This is a genomic window from Shewanella sp. 433 (assembly GCF_059338565.1).
On sequence record NZ_CM181703.1, the window covers coordinates 3,447,895 to 3,468,399 of the forward strand.

Annotated in this window: 16 protein-coding genes; 10 read left to right on the forward strand and 6 right to left on the reverse strand. The window is 47.2% G+C overall.

What is annotated here, in order from left to right; translation table 11 throughout:
- Positions 1–537: 537 nt before the first annotated feature.
- Positions 538–1,227: a DNA mismatch repair endonuclease MutH gene (gene mutH, locus AC5YB1_RS15305; protein ID WP_494519875.1), complete on the forward strand. Its 690-nt coding sequence runs from the start codon at positions 538–540 to the stop codon at positions 1,225–1,227.
- A 320-nt stretch (positions 1,228–1,547) separates the two neighbouring features.
- Positions 1,548–2,627: an adenylate/guanylate cyclase domain-containing protein gene (locus AC5YB1_RS15310; RefSeq protein ID WP_494519876.1), complete on the forward strand. Its 1,080-nt coding sequence runs from the start codon at positions 1,548–1,550 to the stop codon at positions 2,625–2,627.
- A 1-nt stretch (position 2,628) separates the two neighbouring features.
- Here the strand turns inward: AC5YB1_RS15310 and oxyR are convergent, their stop codons facing one another.
- The 3 genes from oxyR to mnmL all read right to left on the reverse strand — a co-directional run bounded on the left by oxyR (position 2,629) and on the right by mnmL (position 5,298).
- Complete coding sequence (oxyR, locus tag AC5YB1_RS15315) at positions 2,629–3,540, reverse strand: hydrogen peroxide-inducible genes transcriptional activator OxyR (protein WP_494519877.1); 912 nt, start codon at positions 3,538–3,540, stop codon at positions 2,629–2,631.
- A 181-nt stretch (positions 3,541–3,721) separates the two neighbouring features.
- On the reverse strand, positions 3,722–4,087 hold the full coding sequence (locus tag AC5YB1_RS15320) for an Hpt domain-containing protein (RefSeq protein WP_494519878.1): 366 nt from the start codon (positions 4,085–4,087) through the stop codon (positions 3,722–3,724).
- A 296-nt stretch (positions 4,088–4,383) separates the two neighbouring features.
- Complete coding sequence (mnmL, locus tag AC5YB1_RS15325) at positions 4,384–5,298, reverse strand: tRNA modification radical SAM protein MnmL/YtqA (RefSeq protein ID WP_494519879.1); 915 nt, start codon at positions 5,296–5,298, stop codon at positions 4,384–4,386.
- Positions 5,299–5,779: 481 nt separating this feature from the next.
- On the opposite strand from mnmL, the gene gltB reads away from it, so the two are divergent.
- From gltB to AC5YB1_RS15340, 3 genes are all read left to right on the forward strand, one after another.
- Positions 5,780–10,228 carry a glutamate synthase large subunit gene (gene gltB / locus AC5YB1_RS15330; RefSeq protein WP_494519880.1) on the forward strand — a complete coding sequence of 1,483 codons (4,449 nt, stop codon included), beginning with the start codon at positions 5,780–5,782 and terminating at the stop codon, positions 10,226–10,228.
- A gap of 6 nt (positions 10,229–10,234) precedes the next feature.
- A complete protein-coding gene (locus AC5YB1_RS15335) occupies positions 10,235–11,644 on the forward strand; it encodes an FAD-dependent oxidoreductase (RefSeq protein WP_494519881.1) in 1,410 nt (469 codons plus the stop codon).
- Positions 11,645–12,153: 509 nt separating this feature from the next.
- Positions 12,154–12,324 carry a hypothetical protein gene (locus tag AC5YB1_RS15340; protein ID WP_494519882.1) on the forward strand — a complete coding sequence of 57 codons (171 nt, stop codon included), beginning with the start codon at positions 12,154–12,156 and terminating at the stop codon, positions 12,322–12,324.
- 93 nt (positions 12,325–12,417) lie between these two features.
- Here the strand turns inward: AC5YB1_RS15340 and AC5YB1_RS15345 are convergent, their stop codons facing one another.
- Complete coding sequence (locus AC5YB1_RS15345; RefSeq protein WP_494519883.1) at positions 12,418–12,942, reverse strand: HNH endonuclease family protein; 525 nt, start codon at positions 12,940–12,942, stop codon at positions 12,418–12,420.
- A gap of 13 nt (positions 12,943–12,955) precedes the next feature.
- Positions 12,956–14,101, reverse strand: a complete 1,146-nt coding sequence (locus AC5YB1_RS15350; protein WP_494519884.1) for a DUF262 domain-containing protein — start codon at positions 14,099–14,101, stop codon at positions 12,956–12,958.
- Positions 14,102–15,429: 1,328 nt separating this feature from the next.
- On the opposite strand from AC5YB1_RS15350, the gene AC5YB1_RS15355 reads away from it, so the two are divergent.
- From AC5YB1_RS15355 to AC5YB1_RS15375, 5 genes are all read left to right on the forward strand, one after another.
- Positions 15,430–16,122 carry a 5'-methylthioadenosine/adenosylhomocysteine nucleosidase gene (locus AC5YB1_RS15355; protein WP_494521656.1) on the forward strand — a complete coding sequence of 231 codons (693 nt, stop codon included), beginning with the start codon at positions 15,430–15,432 and terminating at the stop codon, positions 16,120–16,122.
- A gap of 100 nt (positions 16,123–16,222) precedes the next feature.
- Positions 16,223–17,200: a cobalamin biosynthesis protein CobD/CbiB gene (locus tag AC5YB1_RS15360; protein WP_494519885.1), complete on the forward strand. Its 978-nt coding sequence runs from the start codon at positions 16,223–16,225 to the stop codon at positions 17,198–17,200.
- Between the two features lie 167 nt (positions 17,201–17,367).
- Positions 17,368–17,757 (forward strand): DUF2721 domain-containing protein, encoded by a 390-nt coding sequence (locus tag AC5YB1_RS15365; RefSeq protein ID WP_494521657.1) that lies wholly within the window; start codon positions 17,368–17,370, stop codon positions 17,755–17,757.
- Positions 17,754–18,380, forward strand: coding sequence for a trimeric intracellular cation channel family protein (locus AC5YB1_RS15370; protein WP_494519886.1), 627 nt, complete (start codon positions 17,754–17,756; stop codon positions 18,378–18,380). The genes AC5YB1_RS15365 and AC5YB1_RS15370 overlap by 4 nt, the downstream gene beginning before the upstream one ends.
- Positions 18,377–18,856 (forward strand): nuclear transport factor 2 family protein, encoded by a 480-nt coding sequence (locus AC5YB1_RS15375; protein ID WP_494519887.1) that lies wholly within the window; start codon positions 18,377–18,379, stop codon positions 18,854–18,856. The genes AC5YB1_RS15370 and AC5YB1_RS15375 overlap by 4 nt, the downstream gene beginning before the upstream one ends.
- Before the next feature lie 379 nt (positions 18,857–19,235).
- Here the strand turns inward: AC5YB1_RS15375 and tyrS are convergent, their stop codons facing one another.
- Positions 19,236–20,432 carry a tyrosine--tRNA ligase gene (gene tyrS, locus AC5YB1_RS15380; protein WP_494519888.1) on the reverse strand — a complete coding sequence of 399 codons (1,197 nt, stop codon included), beginning with the start codon at positions 20,430–20,432 and terminating at the stop codon, positions 19,236–19,238.
- Positions 20,433–20,505: the final 73 nt, after the last annotated feature.

Consider the following 20,505-nt stretch of genomic DNA (forward strand, 5'->3'; position numbering starts at 1 on the left):
ATCTGTGGATATCTCTGTTTGAAACTCAGTTAAAAATGTTATTACAATCAGCTAAGACTGAAATTGCAGCCTTATTCGCACCAAAGCAGCAAACCATAAGCAACTGATTAAAAACAACATAAAACACATTAACCATTTTTAATCAGAGTGACACATAAAAACAGAACACATTTTAACCAAAATAATAATTTACCATACAGGAGCGCTACCATGATTAAGGTTATACACAGGCAAAAGTATAAGGTTATCAAATTTGGCGATAGAGTACGGTCTACTAGGCTTGACAGGGACAAATACTTAGCAATTAAAAATTTAAAACCAGAGTTATCCAATATTTCTGTGGATAACCATGTTGGAAACGCTGGGAAAGAACTTGGTAGGCGAATTACGCGCCGCTTTAACAGAAAATAAAAAAACAGCAAAACAATTAAAATCAACAACTTAAGCTGAAAGCCATTTAAATCCACTTCACAAAGATGTCAGCGAGCAGTTTTTAACCGCGTTGGCTAAATGATATAAGTACAGTAAAATCGAGCCATGACCAACACACCACGCCCGCCACAAACACTAAATGAACTGATGCAACGTGCCCAAGACATGGCAGGGTTAACCCTAGGCCAACTGGCAGAGTTACATCATATTTGCGTGCCGACTGATCTCAAGCGAGATAAAGGTTGGATTGGCCAACTTATCGAACATGAACTGGGCGCAATGGCAGGCTCTAAGCCTGAACAAGACTTTCTGCACCTAGGCGTCGAGCTTAAAACCATTCCGGTAGATGAAATGGGTAAGCCGATGGAGACCACTTACGTTACCGTGGCGCCACTGGTTAATATTCAGGGACTCAGTTGGCAACAAAGCCTGGTGTTTCACAAACTGCAACGAGTGTTGTGGATCCCAGTTGAAGGAATACGAACCAAACCTGTTGGCGATAGGCAAATCGGTATGCCTATTCTATGGACCCCTTCTGTACAAGAGTTCGCTCAGATCCGTCAGGACTGGGAAGAGATAATGGAATTAATTGCGTTAGGTAAAGTCGAACAGATAACCGCACGTCACGGCGAAGTGTTACAACTGCGCCCGAAAGGTGCCAACAGTCGTTCCATGACCCAAAGCATTGCAGCCGATGGCAAGATTAAGCTAACGAATCCAAGAGGGTTTTATTTAAAAATCCCCTTCACCCAACAGATACTCAATAACTATTTATCCGGATTATCCGAAAAGTAAGTTATGGACAAGTAAAGTGCCGAATTACTGGCACAAAGAGTAAGGCTGACAAAACATAACCACAATCAACACTGCTCAGCCGAAGGTGTAGAGCCAACAAGCTCTGCAGCAACTTATACTAATTTAGTAAACCACAAATAAGCACATAAAACAGTCAATAATAGATGCCACCTATCTAATACTGCATTTGGACACAGGCTTTTTTAGTACAACTCAACTTCATTTGACTTAGATCACAAATATCACTGGAAATTGTAGGTCGGTTTTCTATACACTAGCGCATTCTGAGATATAAGTAGTATTAGGGTTTATTCTTTACCGTGAGAGCGCGCAGACAAGCAAAGAAGCTCATTTTTGCCATATTCGCTTGGACAATCGCTATGGCGGCCTTTGTCTTTTTTCGCTATGCCCAAACCCCAGAGTTACCGCAATGGGCTGTGGGTAGTGCCGATCTTGCAACATTAGCGATTTATATGGGCATTATTTTTGGCAGCTTGCATTGGATGTCAAACATCATTGCTGAATTTAGCGCCATCAACCGCTTGCCCTATCTGTTTTCTGTTATCTTTAAAGGATTGTTTTTATTGCTCGGTGCAACGACACTGGCCTATATAACACAATACCTAAATATGTGGGCCATAGAAAATCATATGGCCACTCTGCGGCAAATGCTCACGGCCCATGTTCTCTATAGTCCATCCTTTCAAGCCTTAATCATCTACCTTGTCGCCGTACGTGTTGGCTTAGCCTTTATCGAACAGATGGCGCTCTTGGTTGGCCCTAAGGTACTGCTCAATATCGGTTTAGGTAAATACCATCGCCCTCGATATGAACAACGGCTGTTTTTATACTTAGATATGGTCGCCTCCACGACCCATGCCGAGTCGCTGGGCGATTATCGTTTTAGCCGCCTTATTCAAGATTGCTTTAGCCTGTTATCGGACACAGTTATCAACAATGATGCCGAAATTTATCGCTATATGGGTGATGCGGTGCTCATCTACTGGCCATTAGAGGAAGGTATCGTTCACGATCGCAGTTTCAATATCTATTATGAGTTCAGCCAGCAGCTCAATTGGCAACGCCAATATTTTGAAGACCAGTATGGTTTTGTGCCTAAATTTAAGGCTGCCGCTCATTGCGGTCAAGTTGTAGCGGCTGTGGTGGGGGTGCAAAAACAGGAGATCAGCTTCTTCAGTGATGTACTCAATACTCTTGCCAGACTCCAAGACCAATGTAACCCACTTGGACAACGTATGTTGATATCAGGTGCACTGCATTCTCAATTAGACATTGGCGAAAGTAGCTATGAATTTAATCACTTAGGCCCAATAAAACTGAAGGGGAAACAACACTCTATAGAAGTGTTTGGTGTTTCCCCTCGAGGCTCAAAGAGCTAGTTTACGGCTGCGGTGGTGCCAGTAAGTTTTCAATTGCCTTGCCTAAGGTTCTAAAAGTCATAATACGGCTCGAAGTTTGTCGCCATACCAAACCAATATCACGATAGGGCGCTTCACCAGGTGGCGTCATGGCGAGTAAATCGGTATCTTTTAAAATACCCGCATCGATTGCCATTTGAGGCAAAAATGTCGTGCCTAATTTACTGTTCACCATCTGCACTAGCGTATGTAAACTGGTCGCCGCAAACGGGTTTATCTTATCACTATCTCCCAAGCGGCACGCACTAATCGCATGTCCAGTAATACAGTGCTCCGATTGCAACAAGAAAATACTCTCATCGGGTAGTGTTTTATAATCTATCGGCTGGGTAATATCAGATGATAACTCGCGGTGCATCACCAGCTTAAAGGGATCGATTCCCACCTTCATACTGTGATAACCACTGGTGTCGGCAGGTAAAGCCAACAGCAATAAATCTAACTCTCCCTTCCCCAAAGCATCGAGCAAACGCTCAGTGGTATCTTCCTTTAAAAATAGGGTTAAATTAGGATAACTAGCCTGACAATGTTTGACGACTCGACTGAGTAGAAACGGCGCGATGGTCGGAATACATCCTAGACGAATTTCCCCCGTCATTGGCTCACCTTGATGCTTAACCAGCTCGACCAAATCATCTACATCGGTCAGTAATTTACGCGAGCGTAATACCACCTCTTCACCTATCGCGGTAAAGATAAACGACTTATGATCTCGCTCAATCAGTTGATGCCCTAGCTGCTCTTCTAAATTTTGGATCCCGCTAGAGAGCGTCGACTGACTGACATGACACAATTTAGCCGCACGATTAAAGTTCTGTTCTTGGTGCAGATTCACCAGATAGTAGAGATTTTTAAGACTCGGTAAATGTTTCATAAAATCGATTACCAACCTGTGTTTATATTCAAATACTCAATTTAAGTCTAATCTAACATAACCGCTCGCAAGATGGCTGCTGTATTTCCCCCAAATTGTGAACATCGCCGCTATCGACAATTTTTTAGCATAAAAAAAGCCCTCGATGATGACTCATCGAGGGCTTTTTCATCGGCTAAGGTTAGCCTTTAGCTTGTAAATACTGTTTTAGCTGGGCTAAATCATCACTGGCATTATCGACAATCACTTGTAGCCAAGCATCATGACCAGCGGCCCACTCAGGAGACTCACCATGTTGCAGCAACTGAGCAAACTCTTGAATGCGCTTTAAACCGACAGAGCCGGCCGCGCCTTTAAATTTATGAGCTTCAGAGCATAAGGTATCTTTATCTTGCGCAGCGTTGGCATTGACTAGGTTGCCGACATACTCAGGCATGAGCTGCTCAAATAAGACGACACTTTTAAGCAAGGTGCTAGCACCAATTGCGCTGCAGTATTGCTCTAGTGTGTTTAGATCTAAAATTGATTCTAACTCAACTGTCGCCATATTTAGACACCTCTTAAATTTAATGCTTATTTTCTAATACTGTTCATTCACTTCATAATACCGCCAATTATGGCCTGCGCAACCAACTTGAAGCAGATGACGTGAAAAAAACACCACAATTAACACTTGCGCAACAAGCCGTTAAAGCTATTGCATAAACATTGCCGTTAACGCGCAAATTATGCAAACAGGCCTTAGCTAATAACCTAACTAGATACACATAGCTGGCCCAATATTGAGCGACTGACTCACGTTATTGGGCAGCGGCATGAAGACTAAAGTGAATATAAACACTTTTATGCTTGCGACAAATAATGCCCTTGGCCACCATTCTTGGCTAAGTCATCGACGATAGCGACTAGCCCATCCCAGCGAAAACCACACCAGTCCGGTGCCAATAACATAGGTTTTTTAGCGTAAGCGGTCACCCGATGAAACACGATATCCTGTGGGGTGAAACGGATCAGCTCCGCCGCACTATGAGCATATTCTGCCTGAGACAGCAGCGGTAAACGCCCCGCTCTCCATGCTTTGGCCATAGTACTGCCCTCGACAATATGCAGTGGGTGTAACTTTAATCCATCAACACCAGCGGCAAGCACGGCCTTATGGGTAGTGACATAATCCTCATGGGTTTCACCGGGCAAGCCTAAAATCAGATGAGTGCACACCTTAAGCCCCGCTCGTCTTGCACGTTGCACGGTATCCTGATATTCATCGAAACCATGGCCACGGTTAATCCGTTTTAAGGTTGCTGGATTGGCGCTCTGTAACCCCAATTCTAACCAAACCTCAAGCCCTTGGCCTTGATATTGCGCCAACAGTTCAATCACCTCATCGGGTACACAATCTGGTCGCGTCCCAACACACAGACCGACAATATCACGCTCTTTTATCGCTTCATCATACTTTTGCTTAAGCACCTTATATTCATCATACGTACTGGTATAGGCTTGAAAATAAGCGATAAACTTTGATGACTTCCCCTGAGCACGCGTACGCCCCTGGGCTAACTGCTCGGCGATAGTCTCTACGGTTCCATGTTCGTGGCTAAACGAAGCCACATTACAGAAGGTGCAACCACCACGCCCAAGTGACCCATCACGATTGGGGCAGGTAAACTTAGCGTCTATGGTTAATTTTTTTAATCGCTGGCCATACTTTTGTCGGCACTGCACCCCAAAGGTATTTACGAAGCTATCTAGTCCCACAAGGTTGTCTCTATCAATAAATGGGGCGGTATTTTAGCGAATCCCAATACAATAAACCTTGGCCTACCTCAAACAAGCCTCATTGCATTATTTCCCACAATCACAAACGAGCGACATGTCACATACTAAAACGGTCAAAGTGTTAACCACAGCCAAGATCTGTTAAATAATTCATCACACCTGCAATAAAAATCACTTTCCCAAAAATAAAACCCACCCGCTCGATTGTTAAATTTTGGTAAACCAAAAATAAACCCAAAACCAAAATTGTTTTTATTCATAATGTTATAGCAATCAATGAACAGCTTACGTTAACGTAAGGTTGCATAATTACGCAGGCAAACCACCACCACCCAACCCACTTTTATGCATAAATTTGAATTGACCTTTTATCAGGCTAAAGTTAATTTGGTTGATTCGGGTGTATAGCAATCGTAACTTCCCCGACGTGTTTTAGTTAGTAGTATTAGGGAGTTTTTATATGAGCTTGTATCACCCCAGTTTTGAACGGGATAACTGTGGCTTTGGCTTAATCGCCCAGATGGATGGCGAAGCCAGCCATAGAATAGTACGAACTGCGATCCACGGTCTCGACCGTATGAAACATCGCGGTGGTATTGCTGCAGACGGCCGTACAGGTGATGGCTGTGGTTTGCTTATGCAACTTCCGATTAAATTTTTCGAAGCCATTGCCGCTGAAAATGACTGGCACCTTAGCCGTAAATTCGCAGTAGGTATGCTGTTTTTAAGCCAAGATGAACAACTAGCAACACAAACCAAACACTTACTCGAACGTGAATTAGAAAAAGAAACCTTAAGTGTTGCCGGCTGGCGTGAAGTCCCGGTTGATGCCGACGTACTAGGCCCGATTGGCCAAGCGAGCCAGCCACAGATCTGGCAAGTGTTAATTAATGCCCCTATCGGCTGGCGTGAAAAAGATTTAGAACGACGCCTCTATATGGCGCGTCGCCGGCTTGAACAGCAGATGAGCGACTGCAAAGATTTTTATGTTGCCAGCCTTTCAGGCCAAGTCATCGTCTATAAAGGGTTAATGATGCCAGCAGATCTGCCGGCCTTCTACCCAGATCTGGCCGACATCCGCCTGCAAAGCTCTATCTGCCTATTCCATCAACGCTTTTCAACCAATACCTCACCCAAGTGGCCATTGGCACAACCGTTTCGTTATTTAGCCCACAACGGCGAAATCAATACCATTACGGGTAACAGGCAATGGGCACGAGCGCGCGCTTATAAATTTAATGCGCCTTTGCTGCCCGATCTGCAGCAAGCGGCGCCCTTTGTCAACGAGACAGGCTCAGACTCCTCCTCACTGGATAATATGCTCGAAATGCTATTAGCTGGCGGCATGGATCTGTACCGCGCCATGCGCTTACTTATCCCACCTGCTTGGCAGAGTAATCCAGAGATGGATGATGAGCTCAAGGCGTTTTACGACTTTAACTCCATGCATATGGAGCCTTGGGATGGCCCGGCTGGCATCGTCATGACCAATGGGCGTCACGCGGCTTGCGCCGTCGACCGTAATGGTCTGCGCCCCTCGCGCTATGTGATCACCAAAGATCGTATTTTAACCCTCGCCTCTGAGATAGGTATTTGGGATTACGCCCCCGACGAAGTGGTCGAAAAAGGCCGCGTAGGCCCTGGTGAGCTATTGGTGCTCGATACCCTTAACGGTCAGCTCTACTCCTCATTTGAGATCGATAACGATCTCAAGCGTCGTCATCCCTATAAAGAGTGGATGGCCAAAAACAGCCAAACCTTGATCCCCGCCGAGCAGATGCCCGCCGAAGCCCAAGGGGTTTGCGAGTTTTCAGCCGACACCTTAGTGCAATACCAAAAGCAATTTGGTTATTCCCGCGAAGAGCTCGAGCAGGTGATTTGGGTGCTCGCCGATAAAGGCGAAGAGGCCACTGGCTCCATGGGGGATGACACCCCAATGGCGGTGTTATCGAAGCAATCACGCACCCTGTATGACTATTTCAGGCAAAAGTTTGCTCAGGTCACCAATCCACCCATCGATCCCCTGCGCGAAAAGCATGTGATGTCGCTTGCCACCTGTATTGGCCGCGAACAAAACCTGTTTAACGAAACCACAGGCCATGCCTATCGAGTGATGTTTAACTCGCCTATTTTACTCTTTAGTGATTTTAATCAGCTATTAGCCTTAGACTCAAGTAACTATCGCGCCAAGACCGTTGACCTTAATTATGATCTGTCAGAGGGGCTAGAAGCCGCCATCATTCGCATCTGCGATGAAGCCGAGCGCTTAGCCCGCACCGGCACCACGCTGCTGATTTTATCAGACCGAGCCACCGACAAGCGCAAGCAAGTGATCCCGGCCGCCATGGCGGTAGGCGCAGTACAAAAGGTATTAGTCGACAACAGCTTACGCTGCGACACTAACATCATTGTTGAAACCGCATCGGCGCGCGATCCACATCATTTTGCGGTATTGCTTGGCTTTGGGGCCACTGCCATCTACCCCTATTTGGCCTACGAGAGTATCTCAGCACTGGCCGCGACCCGTGGGATCAGCGAAACCCAGCGCTTAATGCTCAACTTCCGCCAAGGCATAGACAAAGGCCTGCGTAAGATCATGTCTAAGATGGGCATCAGCACAGTAGGCTCTTACCGCTGCAGTCAGCAGTTTGAAGCGGTAGGCTTATCATCAAGCGTGGTCGACTTGTGCTTCAATGGCGTCATTAGCCGTATCGAAGGCGCTGACTTTGACCTGTTAGAACAAGATCAACAGAAGCTGCAAAAACGGGCGTTTCAACCTCATCAACCGCTGCCTCAAGGCGGCCTGCTTAAGTATGTTGAAGGCGGCGAATACCACTGCTTCAACCCTGATGTGGTCAACACCCTGCAAGCCTGCTTACGCGATAAGGATTACCAAGGATATAAACGCTTTACCCAACTGGTGGATGACAGACCCGTGGCGACCCTGCGTGACCTGTTGAAAGTGAACGCCAGCCAAAACCCGGTCAATATCGATACCGTCGAAGCGGCACAAACCCTCTACCCACGCTTTGACAGCGCCGCCATGAGTATCGGCGCGCTCAGCCCAGAAGCCCATGAGGCGCTAGCCGTCGCCATGAATCGTCTTGGTGGTCGCTCAAATTCTGGCGAAGGCGGCGAAGATCCACGCCGCTTTAACTCGGAGCGCAACTCAGCCATTAAACAAATTGCCTCAGGGCGTTTTGGCGTGACCGCGCACTACTTAGTTAACGCCGAAGTGCTACAAATTAAGGTCGCCCAAGGCGCTAAGCCCGGTGAAGGTGGACAGCTACCGGGTGATAAGGTCAGTGTCGAAATTGCCGCGCTGCGTAATGCCCGCCCAGGTGTCACACTGATTTCACCGCCGCCGCATCATGATATCTACTCGATTGAAGATTTGGCGCAGCTGATATTCGACCTAAAACAGATCAACCCTAAGGCGATGATCTCGGTCAAACTGGTATCAGAACCCGGCGTGGGCACCATTGCCACCGGGGTTGCTAAAGCCTACGCCGATATGATCACCATCTCTGGCTACGATGGCGGTACCGGTGCCAGCCCGATCACTTCGGTGAAATATGCTGGTAGTCCATGGGAACTAGGGCTCGCCGAAGTGCATCAGTCGCTGGTGGCTAATGGCTTACGCCATAAAATTCGTCTCCAAGTCGATGGCGGGCTCAAAACCGGCACCGATGTGATTAAAGCGGCACTGCTCGGGGCTGAAACCTTTGGTTTTGGTACCGTGCCCATGATAGCGCTAGGGTGTAAATACCTGCGTATCTGCCACCTAAACAACTGCGCGACCGGTGTTGCCACCCAAAATAAACAGCTGCGAGATAACCACTATCACGGCTTGCCAGAGCGGGTGATGACCTACTTTGAGTTTATGGCCCAAGAAATTCGTGAATGGATGGCCGCCTTAGGCGTCACCGAATTTGAACAACTTGTCGGCCGTAGCGACTGGCTCAGTGCCCTTGAAGGCACAACACCTAAGCAACAACAGTTAGATCTGTCGGCCATTTTACATAAACCCGTCGTGCCCGCAGGTTGCGCACTCACGTGGCAGGAGATCAACCCAACCGCGGATAAAGGCGAACTCAACCAAGCGATTGTGACAGCCGCTAAAACGGCGGTTGAGCAAGGCGAATCTTTTGAAGGCCGCTTTGAGATCAACAACACCGACCGCTCTGTAGGCGCCGCACTTTCAGGCCATATTGCCACGACCGTTGGCCTTAAAGGGGCTAAAGCCCCCATCAAGCTCAACTTTAGCGGCAGTGCAGGCCAAAGCTTTGGGGTATGGAACGCCCCTGGGCTGTCGCTCAATCTGTGTGGCGATGCTAACGATTACGTTGGTAAAGGTATGTCTGGTGGCAAGATCACCATCTATCCGGCTATTGGTAGCATGTTCCAAAGCGAAAAGAGCGTCATTATCGGTAACACCTGCCTCTACGGTGCTAGCGGCGGTAAGCTGTTTGCCGCAGGCCAAGCGGGTGAACGTTTTGGCGTACGTAACTCTGGCGCCATTGCCGTCGTCGAGGGCGTTGGCGATAACGGTTGTGAGTACATGACCGGCGGCATAGTCTTGGTGCTGGGTAAGACTGGAGTTAACTTTGGCGCGGGGATGACCGGCGGATTTGCCTACGTGTTTGATCGCTTCGGCCACTTCAACCGCCGCGTGAATACCGACATGGTCGACACCCATAAGGTCGACTCACCCATTCAACAGCAACATCTTAAAGGCCTGATCGAAGAACATTTGGCTGAAACCGGCAGTGAACACGCTAAGATGTTATTAAATGATTTTGAAAACTGGATCGACTGCTTCGTATTGGTTAAGCCGAAAAATATCGCGCTTAATGATCTGTTACGACTCGAGCAATCGGATACAGCACTTTCAGTAGTAGCGGGGTAACTTCAAATGAGCAATGACTTTCAATTTATTGAAGTAGGCCGTAAAGATCCGACAAAACACCAAGCGGCAAAGCGCGCGACCCAGTTTATCGAGATCTATCAGCCGTTCGCGCAGCCACAAGTCGTCGAGCAAGCCGACCGCTGTCTCGACTGTGGTAATCCCTACTGCGAGTGGAAGTGCCCACTGCACAACTATATTCCTAACTGGTTAAAACTGGCGCAGCAGGGACGCATTTTAGAAGCGGCAGAATTAGTCCATGAAACCAATACCCTGCCCGAGATCTGTGGTCGAGTCTGCCCACAAGACAGGCTGTGCGAAGGCGCCTGCACCCTCAACGATGAGTTTGGCGCTGTCACCATAGGTAACGTTGAAAAATACATCACCGATACCGCCATCGCCCAAGGCTGGCGCCCAGACATGAGTAAGGTGACCGCCCGCCCTGAGCGCGTAGCGATCATTGGCGCAGGGCCTGCTGGGCTTGGGTGTGCAGATATTCTTGCCCGTAATGGCGTACAAGCTGTGGTGTATGACAAGAACCCGCAAATTGGTGGCCTGCTCACCTATGGTATTCCCGCCTTTAAACTGGACAAAGCGGTCATGGCGACTCGCCGCTCGGTGCTTGAAGGGATGGGGATCGAGTTTAAACTTGGTATCACGGTCGGTGAAGATATCAGCTTCGATAGCCTGCTCGACCAGTACGACGCCGTATTCCTTGGCATGGGGACATATACAGCGATGCAAGCAGGGCTGGAGAATGAAGATGCCCAAGGCGTCTATCAAGCCCTGCCCTATCTTATCGGTAACACTCACCACATCATGGGGACAGAGTCGAGCGAATCGCCATATTTGAGCCTTGCTGGGCAAAAAGTGGTAGTGCTCGGTGGCGGCGATACCGCCATGGATTGCGTGCGCACCGCCATACGTCAAGGCGCCAGTGAGGTCACTTGTGTCTATCGCCGTGATGAACAAAACATGCCAGGTTCTCGCCGCGAAGTGCAAAACGCCCGCGAAGAGGGCATTAACTTCCTGTTCAACCGTCAACCGACCGCCATTAAGACCGAAAACGGGGTGGTGTGCGCCATCGAGTGCGTCGAGACGCAACTTGGTGAGCCCGACGATTCAGGTCGTCGCCGTCCACAGCCTATCGAAGGCAGCGAAAAACTGATTGAGGCCGATGCCATTATCATCGCCTTTGGTTTTCAGCCTAGCCCAGCAAGCTGGCTGGCTGATCACGGTGTAGAACTGGATCAGTGGGGATTGGTGGTCGCGCCCAAGGTGGCCGATAACCCCTTTCAAACCAGTAATCCAAAAGTGTTTGCTGGTGGCGATATGGTACGCGGCTCTGATCTGGTCGTCACCGCGATTGCCGAAGGCCGCGATGCCGCCATGGGGATCTTAAACAGCTTTGAAGCCTAACCGTTAGGCATACTGCAAAGGTTTGCTTGTGATTGGCACTTTAACTTTGAGTGAAGTTAAAGTGCTTTTTTTTGCCTCGGGAAAACGAGGTTGATTTTGAAGGTCGCACCTTCATGGCTACCTACCACCTGCGGTGAGAGTTCATTAAGCGTTAACCCGCTTTAGCTAATTGCCTACCGCAGGTGCTGTGCATGGCAGCACCAATGTCGTGATCACAGGGATGTGAAGGAACGACCTCATGTGCAAACACTTCTGCGACACACCGCAAGCACATCCTTGTGGGCTCTACGCCAGCATCCCTGCTGGCAAAGGCCGCAGTCGCGTTTACACTTGGGTTCTAACGTTTCTTCGATTAAGCTGCATTTGGTGTGAGTGGCGAGTAGAAAGCTAACTCAGTTTTGCCCCAAAGTTTGCTGGCCTTGAAATGAAGGCTTGGCATTTTTTTAAGTTTACTTGAGCAGCGTTATGCTGAATTTTCATTTATTGATGTGCTATGAAAACGCACCTTAATGGCAATTAATAGCCTGCGGCTCGCTAATGTGCAGATACTGCTTAGGGGCGCTTTGCGCCGTCCATGGCCGCTTAACGAAAACGTCCCTGTTTTCGATACCCTCAGCCGTATCTACACTGGGTTATTCTGTCTCTTCGATTTAGCTTCACTTGATACGAGTAATGAGTAAAAGCTAATGTGCTTTTGCCCCAGAATGTGTTTGCTGCAGAGATATGTTCTATAAGAACGGAACTTCTATTTACCTGTGGTATGTCCTATGTTCTTAGTCAACACGCCATGTCTTAACAGCTTGCTCGGCCATCCATTTTTGTTGTTCGTTAACGGTGTCTAAATTCCACTCATCGTATTCAGTGACTTTCTGAGCCAAATGGTATTGAGCTTTGCCGTATGCACCTTTCTTTTCTTCAAAAGTTGCCCGTTTTAACTCATCTTTATCAAGTAGAAGCATATTACCCAGACGATCTTTAACATCATTTATGCCTTCACCAAAGCTATCAACCCATTGCTTTTCAGGGTTATAAGGACAAATATGCTCCAACGTTGTTTTATTGAAGTCACAATGGAATCCAAGATGATTCTCAATCTCTGCAAGCAGGAATCTAATTTTCTTCGCTGTTTGCCTGCTTGGCATTCGGTGAAACTCAAAAGCATTAAAGAATGTATCATCATTTGGGTATAACCTCTTGAACTCTTCACTATTCTTTATATGGCCTGCTCTTTTATACTCTTTTCCTGATACCTTTATTGCTATTTGGTTGTAAAGTGATTCTTGTTCACTTGGCGACAAATGACAAATTACGTTATATCGAATAGACAGAACGTATAAATATTGAACTGTTTTTTACAAACTCTTTTGGTGTGAAGTGCTTGAATGCAGGGAGTAGAACCGCTAATGGTTGTTTAATATTGAACAACCTAATACCAACTAAGAACTTGAGCGAATCTTTATATTCTTGGGCTTGTTCAACCCACCATGAATCACTAGGGTTTATGAGTGACGCATAAATCGGGGCATACTCGATTAGCTCTTTAAGATAAGCGTAAGCCTCTGGAGGTGTTGTGACTACTTTACGCATAGATGAAAAAAGCTCTTTTTTAGTGACCATTTTCCTATGCGAGTTGTAATGGTATCGGACAAAGTCTGACACATTACTTTCACCTAGCTGAGCAATTAGCTCTGACCAATTCTCATCCAAGTCATCTAACTCTTCATCTTCAATGTCGTTGTTTTTGGTAACAATTGAAAACAAATAGTTTTTTAATAGATCTGGGGTTGAGAGCTGAACACCACGTGCATTAAGGGTTTCAAAAACTTTATACGCATTTAAATCGTCTTGGACAATAATTTTTGTAAAGATCATTGCAGAAGAGAATTTCATTATGAACTGCGCAATGTCTGCACCAGTAATTCCAAACTCTTTTGCGCTAAAGAAGTCAAAACATTTTCTAATTAGCTTATTAGTAGATGTGATCCCTCGATGATTTGGCGCTTCTAGTGTCGAACATATCTTCTGGAAATATCTGTTGTTATTTCGATTTAGTTCTAGCTTACTAACAACTTTTAACGAGATTAGATTTTTATTACCAACAAACTTCTTGGTAAGTTCATCAAGCCTCTCCTTGTTATCGGCCTCATCTTCACCTCTTTCAATCATACCCGAAAGAGCTTTCATTGCTGCGAGAACAATTATTGAAAGTGTCACTAACCTCTGTTGGCCGTCAATCACTTCAAACTGATACTGCTCAGTTTGCTGTAAAACTATGTAGCCCATATAATGGAAGCCTTCTTCATCTAGGGCATTTATGTCATTCCAAAGGTCTTCCCATTGTTCAATATCCCAAGCGTAATCACGCTGAAATCTAGGAACTAGGTATTTACTTGAGCCACCAATCAACTCGTTAAAATTCTCATTTTTTGGTTCCATTAACATAAACTGCTTTGCCATACGAGGTTCCTACATAAGCTATTGATGTAAAGATATTATCCTATATATGAATCACCATCATGTTTTATCTTTAATCTGTAGTGCAGAACTACATTTCGTAACTCAGTTTTGTCCAAAAATAATTTAGCTTTTAACGGTTCTGTAGATACCAATTACGGCTAAATCGAAGAAATAGATAAGCCGGTGTAGGTATGTCGGTGGGGGTTGGTGGCATGGATGCCACCGTCGAGCGTATAGGGATATACTTGCAGCGCCCCACCGAAATACCTGCACGGAAGGCATGCTGCAGGCAATGGGTTGCCATGAAGGTTAACGCTACCATCAATACATAAAAACTAACTCGACTAAATGTTCTCGACTAAATGTTACAAGCCCAAAAAAGCCAACACCTTCATTCGAAGGCAAGCACACTTTTGTCCAAAAACAATTTAGCTTTTAACGGTTCTGTGGATACCAATTACGGCTAAATCGAAGAGAGTGATAAGCCGGTGTAGGTATGTCGGTGGAGGTTGGTGGCATGGATGCCACCGTCGAGCGTATAGGGATATACTTGCAGCGCCCCACCGAAATACCTGCACGGAAGGCATGCTGCAGGCAATGGGTTGCCATGAAGGTTAACGCGACCATCAATACATAAAAACTAACTCGACTAAATGCTACAAGCCCAAAAAATCCAACACCTTCATTCGAAGGCCAACACACTTTTGTCCAAAACGATTTTGCTGTTTACGATTCTGTGGATACCAATTACGGCTAAATCGAAGAGAGTGATAACTCGGTGTAGGTATGGCAGTGGGGGTTGGTGGCATGGATGCCACCGTCGAGCGTATAGGGATATACTTGCAGCGCCCCACCGAAATACCTGCACGGAAGGCATGCTGCAGGCAATGGGTTGCCATGAAGGTTAACGCGACCATCAATACATAAAAACTAACTCGACTAAATGCTACAAGCCCAAAAAATCCAACACCTTCATTCGAAGGCCAACACACTTTTGTCCAAAACGATTTTGCTGTTTACGATTCTGTGGATACCAATTACGGCTAAATCGAAGAGAGTGATAAGTCGGTGTAGGTATGGCAGTGGGGGTTGGTGGCATGGATGCCACCGTCGAGCGTATAGGGATATACTTGCAGCGCCCCACCGAAATACCTGCACGAAAGGCATGCGGCAAGCAATCATTCTTGCAATAGATGAGCTTAGCCGTCATTACGGCAAGCGATCTCGCCACAGAACCACTTGTTTGCTATATTAGCGCCCATTAAGCGCGGCGCAGATAAAACATGACAGCGCCTCATGAACATCAATACATCACTAAAGGTCATTCAATGAAAATTGGTATTATCGGCGCCATGGAGCCAGAAGTTGCTCACCTTATTTCCTCTATGACGAACCCTGAGTCACACACCATCGCAGGTATCGAATTTGTTGCCGGGCAACTGGCTGGCAAAGAGGTGGTGGTGACTCGCTCTGGCATAGGTAAAGTGACCGCCAGCGTGGCGACCACCTTGCTGATTGAAAAGTATGCGCCCGATTATGTGATTAACACAGGCTCGGCTGGCGGCTTTGTCGATAGCCTTGCCATTGGCGATATCGTTATCTCATCAGAGGTGCGCCACCATGACGTGGATGTCACCGCATTTGGGTATGAGATTGGCCAAATGGCGCAGCAACCAGCCGCCTTTATTCCCGACGCGACCTTGGTCAACGCCGCTAAAAAAGCCGTTGCTAGCTTAGGCGAAGTGAAAGCGATTGAAGGATTAATTTGTACGGGCGATAGCTTTATCTGCGATCCGCTTCGCACCAAAACGATGCTAGCTAACTTCCCAACGATGGCGGCCTGTGAAATGGAAGGGGCGGCAATTGCTCAGGTATGTCATCAATTTGGCGTGCCGTTTGTGGTGATCCGCTCATTGTCAGATAATGCCAATAATGACTCGCCAGTGGATTTTGACAGCTATATCGTCAAAGCGGGCCACCACTCAGCATTAATGGTCATAGCCTTGCTGCAACAGCTGTAAGCATGAACGCCTGCGCCTGACTTGATGAGGGCGCAGGGTTGATATTGACCGGCGCTGTAGCCGAGATAAAGTAGCGCTTAGCATCAAACTGGATTTCGCCATGCTGCCAGACTTTTCACAACAGTTTATGCAAGACAGTCCCTTCTACCAAGGGGCGGCACTCTTATTGGTGTCGATATTACTGGCAAAGTTAGCGCCGCTGCCCAGAGCCATGCAGCCCCTTTATCTCTATAGTCAACTGGCGCTGCGGCTGTCTGATAAGGTTAATCACCCCGAGCGTTCCTCTTCCCAGCAAGTGACGGCAGGCTTACTGTCGATAATTTTACTGTTAGTTCCCTTTTGGCTTATCATCAGTTTCTTACTACAACTGGCTGCCTTCCCTTGGTTTTTCGATTTTCTCGTCTTGTACTTATGTTTATCTGATGAGCAGTTTTATAGGGTAGCAGAGGAGGCATCACAAACCTTACAACACGCCGATAAACCCCGAACCCGCGCCTTAATTAAAGGTTGGCTTAGACGCGACACCCAAGGCTTATCTGAGGTGGGGTTAAGCAAAGCCATTACCGAAAAACTGCTCACCACACCGGTATATGGCATCGTCGCCGCTATTGTATTTTTTATTGTTGGCGGCGCCCCCTTAGTGCTGGGCGCGCGCATGCTGAAACAATTACAACTGTGTTGGCCGGCGGTTAACCCGCGTTACCGCCACTTTGGCAAGCCCGCTTATTATCTTTGTTACACACTCTATTTCGTGCCCAGCATGTTATGGAACTTTACCTTAGCAATCCAAGGTGGCCCCAGAGCCCTCAAGGCGCTGCTTAGTCCCCGCAGAAGCCATTACGCCATTAATCATCACCTGTCGACGTGTAACATCGCCGCACATGTCTTAAATGTGGAGCTTGGCGGGCCGGTGAAATTTAACGGTGTCAAAGTACCGCTGGACAAAGTCGGCCCACCACACAAACCCGATGTTAGCGTATTGCCACGCGCGCTGCGTTTAGTGAGCAGCACCAATACGCTGTGGATAGTGTCTTTAATGTTAGTACCGCTGCTCTGGACCGCGCTACGCTATCTGTAACTGGCTTGGCCGCCGTACTTTAATTGCCCACTTATTGGAGGCTTAATAAGCCAAACTGTCGTTATAAACCATTAGTTTAAGTCGTCACTAATGTTGGACTCGACACACGCCAATAGATTAGAATTACGCCATTGTGGCACGCTTACCAACTGTTGGGCATCATCACCTTGTTTAATCACCTACACGTCTCTTTGACCACGCCTGCATTACTGTTTCCGGCCATCTCGCTATTGTTGCTGGCCTACACTAATCGTTTCTTTTCACTGGCAGCCCTTATTCGCAGCCTCAGCAGTCAAGGCAAACCGGTGCACAGTGGCCAACTAAAAAACTTACGCCAACGCATCGTGATCATTCGCCGCATGCAAGAGGCGGGGGTATTGAGTTTCGCACTGTGCGTATTGTGTATGATTTTTATCTATATCGGATTCAATAAAACCGGCTCGGTGATTTTTGGCACTAGCCTGTTGCTGCTGTTGTATTCGCTGGTGTTGTCGGTTATCGAGATCCGCATTTCCGTCGATGCGCTCAACTTCCACCTTAAAGAGTTGGATCAATGAAAGAGTGGGTCTATTTTTTTGATCTTTTCGGCACCGCAGTATTCGCCCTGTCTGGCGCGTTAGCCGCCGGCCGTCATCGCATGGATCCCTTTGGGGTGATTGTACTGGCATCGGTGACCGCCATTGGCGGAGGCAGTATCCGCGATGCTTTGCTGGGCACCACGCCGGTATTTTGGATCCGCGACCCGAATTACATCATAGTGATCCTCGCCACCATATTGTTAACCTTAATTTTTATCCGAAAACCTCAAAAAGTCCCTCAATACACCCTGCCTGTCGCCGATGCCTTTGGTTTAGCGCTATTTACCGTAATTGGCGCTGAGAAAGCGCTTAATTTGGGCTTAAGTGGCATGATTGCGGTCGTTATGGGCTTGATAACTGGCGTAGGAGGCGGCATTATTCGGGACGTGCTCTGTCGCCAAGTGCCGATGATTTTACGCACCGAGATTTATGCTACCGCCTCTATTTGTGGCGGGATAGGCTACACGGTAGCGCTGCAGTTAGGGGCCGATAATAAAGCAGCCTTTGGTTTAGCCTTGATAAGCGCGCTGTTCATTCGCTTAGCCGCGATAAAATGGCACTTAAAACTTCCCGCTTTTGATTTAAAGAATACCAAACAATGATCAAATATTTTTTAACTAGCATCTTAGTGTTAATACCACTCATCACTCAGGCCAAGCCGGGCGATATGCCAATCGAGCAGCAGATGGCGGTTAAATATATTCAGGCGCTGACTGACCATGATTACCGTACGCTGAGCACCTTTTATAATCGTGACAGCGTGTTTTTCGATCGCACTGCCAGTAAAAAATACCAAGGCAGACGCGATATCTTAGAGTTTTTCGAACGCGCTCACCGTGGTGTATTAGAGTATGACTTTAATATTGAGCACATGTATAACGCAGGCTCCTTGGTGGTGATGATTGGCAACTACCATTATCGAGGTCCCGGCAGTTTATTTGGTAAACCGGGTAAGGTGATTGAGCTGGCCATTCCAGGAGTGACCACAGTAAAGCTGGATGTAACCAATCATAGGGTGACCGCCCACGAAGATTTGATGGACTATCAGACGATGCAAGATCAACTCGCCACCCAGTGACGTTGGGGAGTTTGGCGTAATACCCATTAGATTGAGTCAGTAATCAGATTGTCCCCCGTTTATACAGTTAAGAGACTACGCCTTAGGTGCAGATATAACCTAGGGTATCGAAAACATGGACGTTTTCGTTAAGCAGGCGAAGATGCCCTCGTGGCGGCCCGAAGTGGTATCTGCACATGAGGTCATCAATATCAGCCCGCAATTTAGAGCCGTCTGTTAATACCATTTGACCATTGGCATCAATGCTCCAGACACAAATACCAAAAATATCCCTCCCTGGCTTTTGGCATCAATGTTCCAGACACAAAAAAGCCTGCAGCTGCAGGCTTTTTTAGCATAGCAAGTGAGTCAATAACCCTCATCAGCGTTATAACTTACCTTAGACTAGCGTTATCTTGGCAAACTTACGCTTACCCACTTGGAACACACCCGAGGTGCCAGCGCTCAGCTGCAGACGGGTATCTTCAATCTTAACACCATCAATCTTGGCTGCGCCCTGTTTGATCATTCGCATGGCATCAGATGTCGAGCCAACCAAGCCTGCTTCTTTGAGCACATTCGCAATGGCAATGCCCTCGCCCGCGACAAGTTCAATCTCTTCGATATCCTCAGGTAGCGCACCTTTTTGGAAACGGTTGATAAACTCTTGATGAGCCGCTTCTGCTGCAGCTTCATCATGGAAACGGGCGATGATCTCTTTAGCCAAGGCAATTTTTACATCTCTTGGGTTAGTGCCTTGGGCAACATCGGCTTTAAGCTGCTCAATCTCGCCTAGCGGACGGAAAGAGAGCAGTTCGAAGTAGCGCCACATCAAGTCATCTGAAATCGACATGATTTTACCGAACATCTCACCAGCTGGCTCGCTAACACCAATGTAGTTATGCGCCGATTTAGACATCTTCTTCACGCCATCGAGGCCTTCAAGCAGTGGCATCATGATCACAGTTTGCGGCTTCTGCCCTGCCGCTTTTTGTAACTCACGCCCCATAAGCAGATTAAACTTCTGGTCGGTACCACCTAGCTCTACGTCAGCTTTAAGTTCAACTGAATCATAACCTTGTAGCAGAGGATACATAAATTCGTGGATGGCAATAGACTGACCCGAGGCATAGCGCTTTTTAAAGTCATCACGTTCCATCATGCGGGCGACGGTCTGCTGTGATGCCAGACGGATCATGCCTGCTGCGCCCAGATCTTCCAGCCAGCTTGAGTTAAATTCAATGCGGGTCTTAGCGGGATCGAGGATCTTAAACACTTGCTGCTTATAGGTCTCGGCATTAGCCAATACCTGCTCGCGCGTCAACGGAGGACGAGTGCTATTTTTACCACTTGGATCGCCAACCATGCCGGTGAAATCACCGATTAAGAAGATAACTTCATGACCTAAGTCTTGGAAAGTTCTCATCTTATTTAAGATAACGGTATGGCCAAGATGGATGTCAGGCGCGGTAGGGTCGGCACCCAGCTTAATGCGCAGCGGACGCCCCTCTTTCAGCTTTTCCAGTAAATCCGCTTCGAGAAGGATCTCATCGGTACCACGTTGTATTTCTGCTAATGCTTGGTCTAAATCAGCCATTTTGGCAGCTACTCCTAAGAGCCTATAGATAAATTACGGGGGACTCATGTTACTTGTTAGCCAGCACAAATGA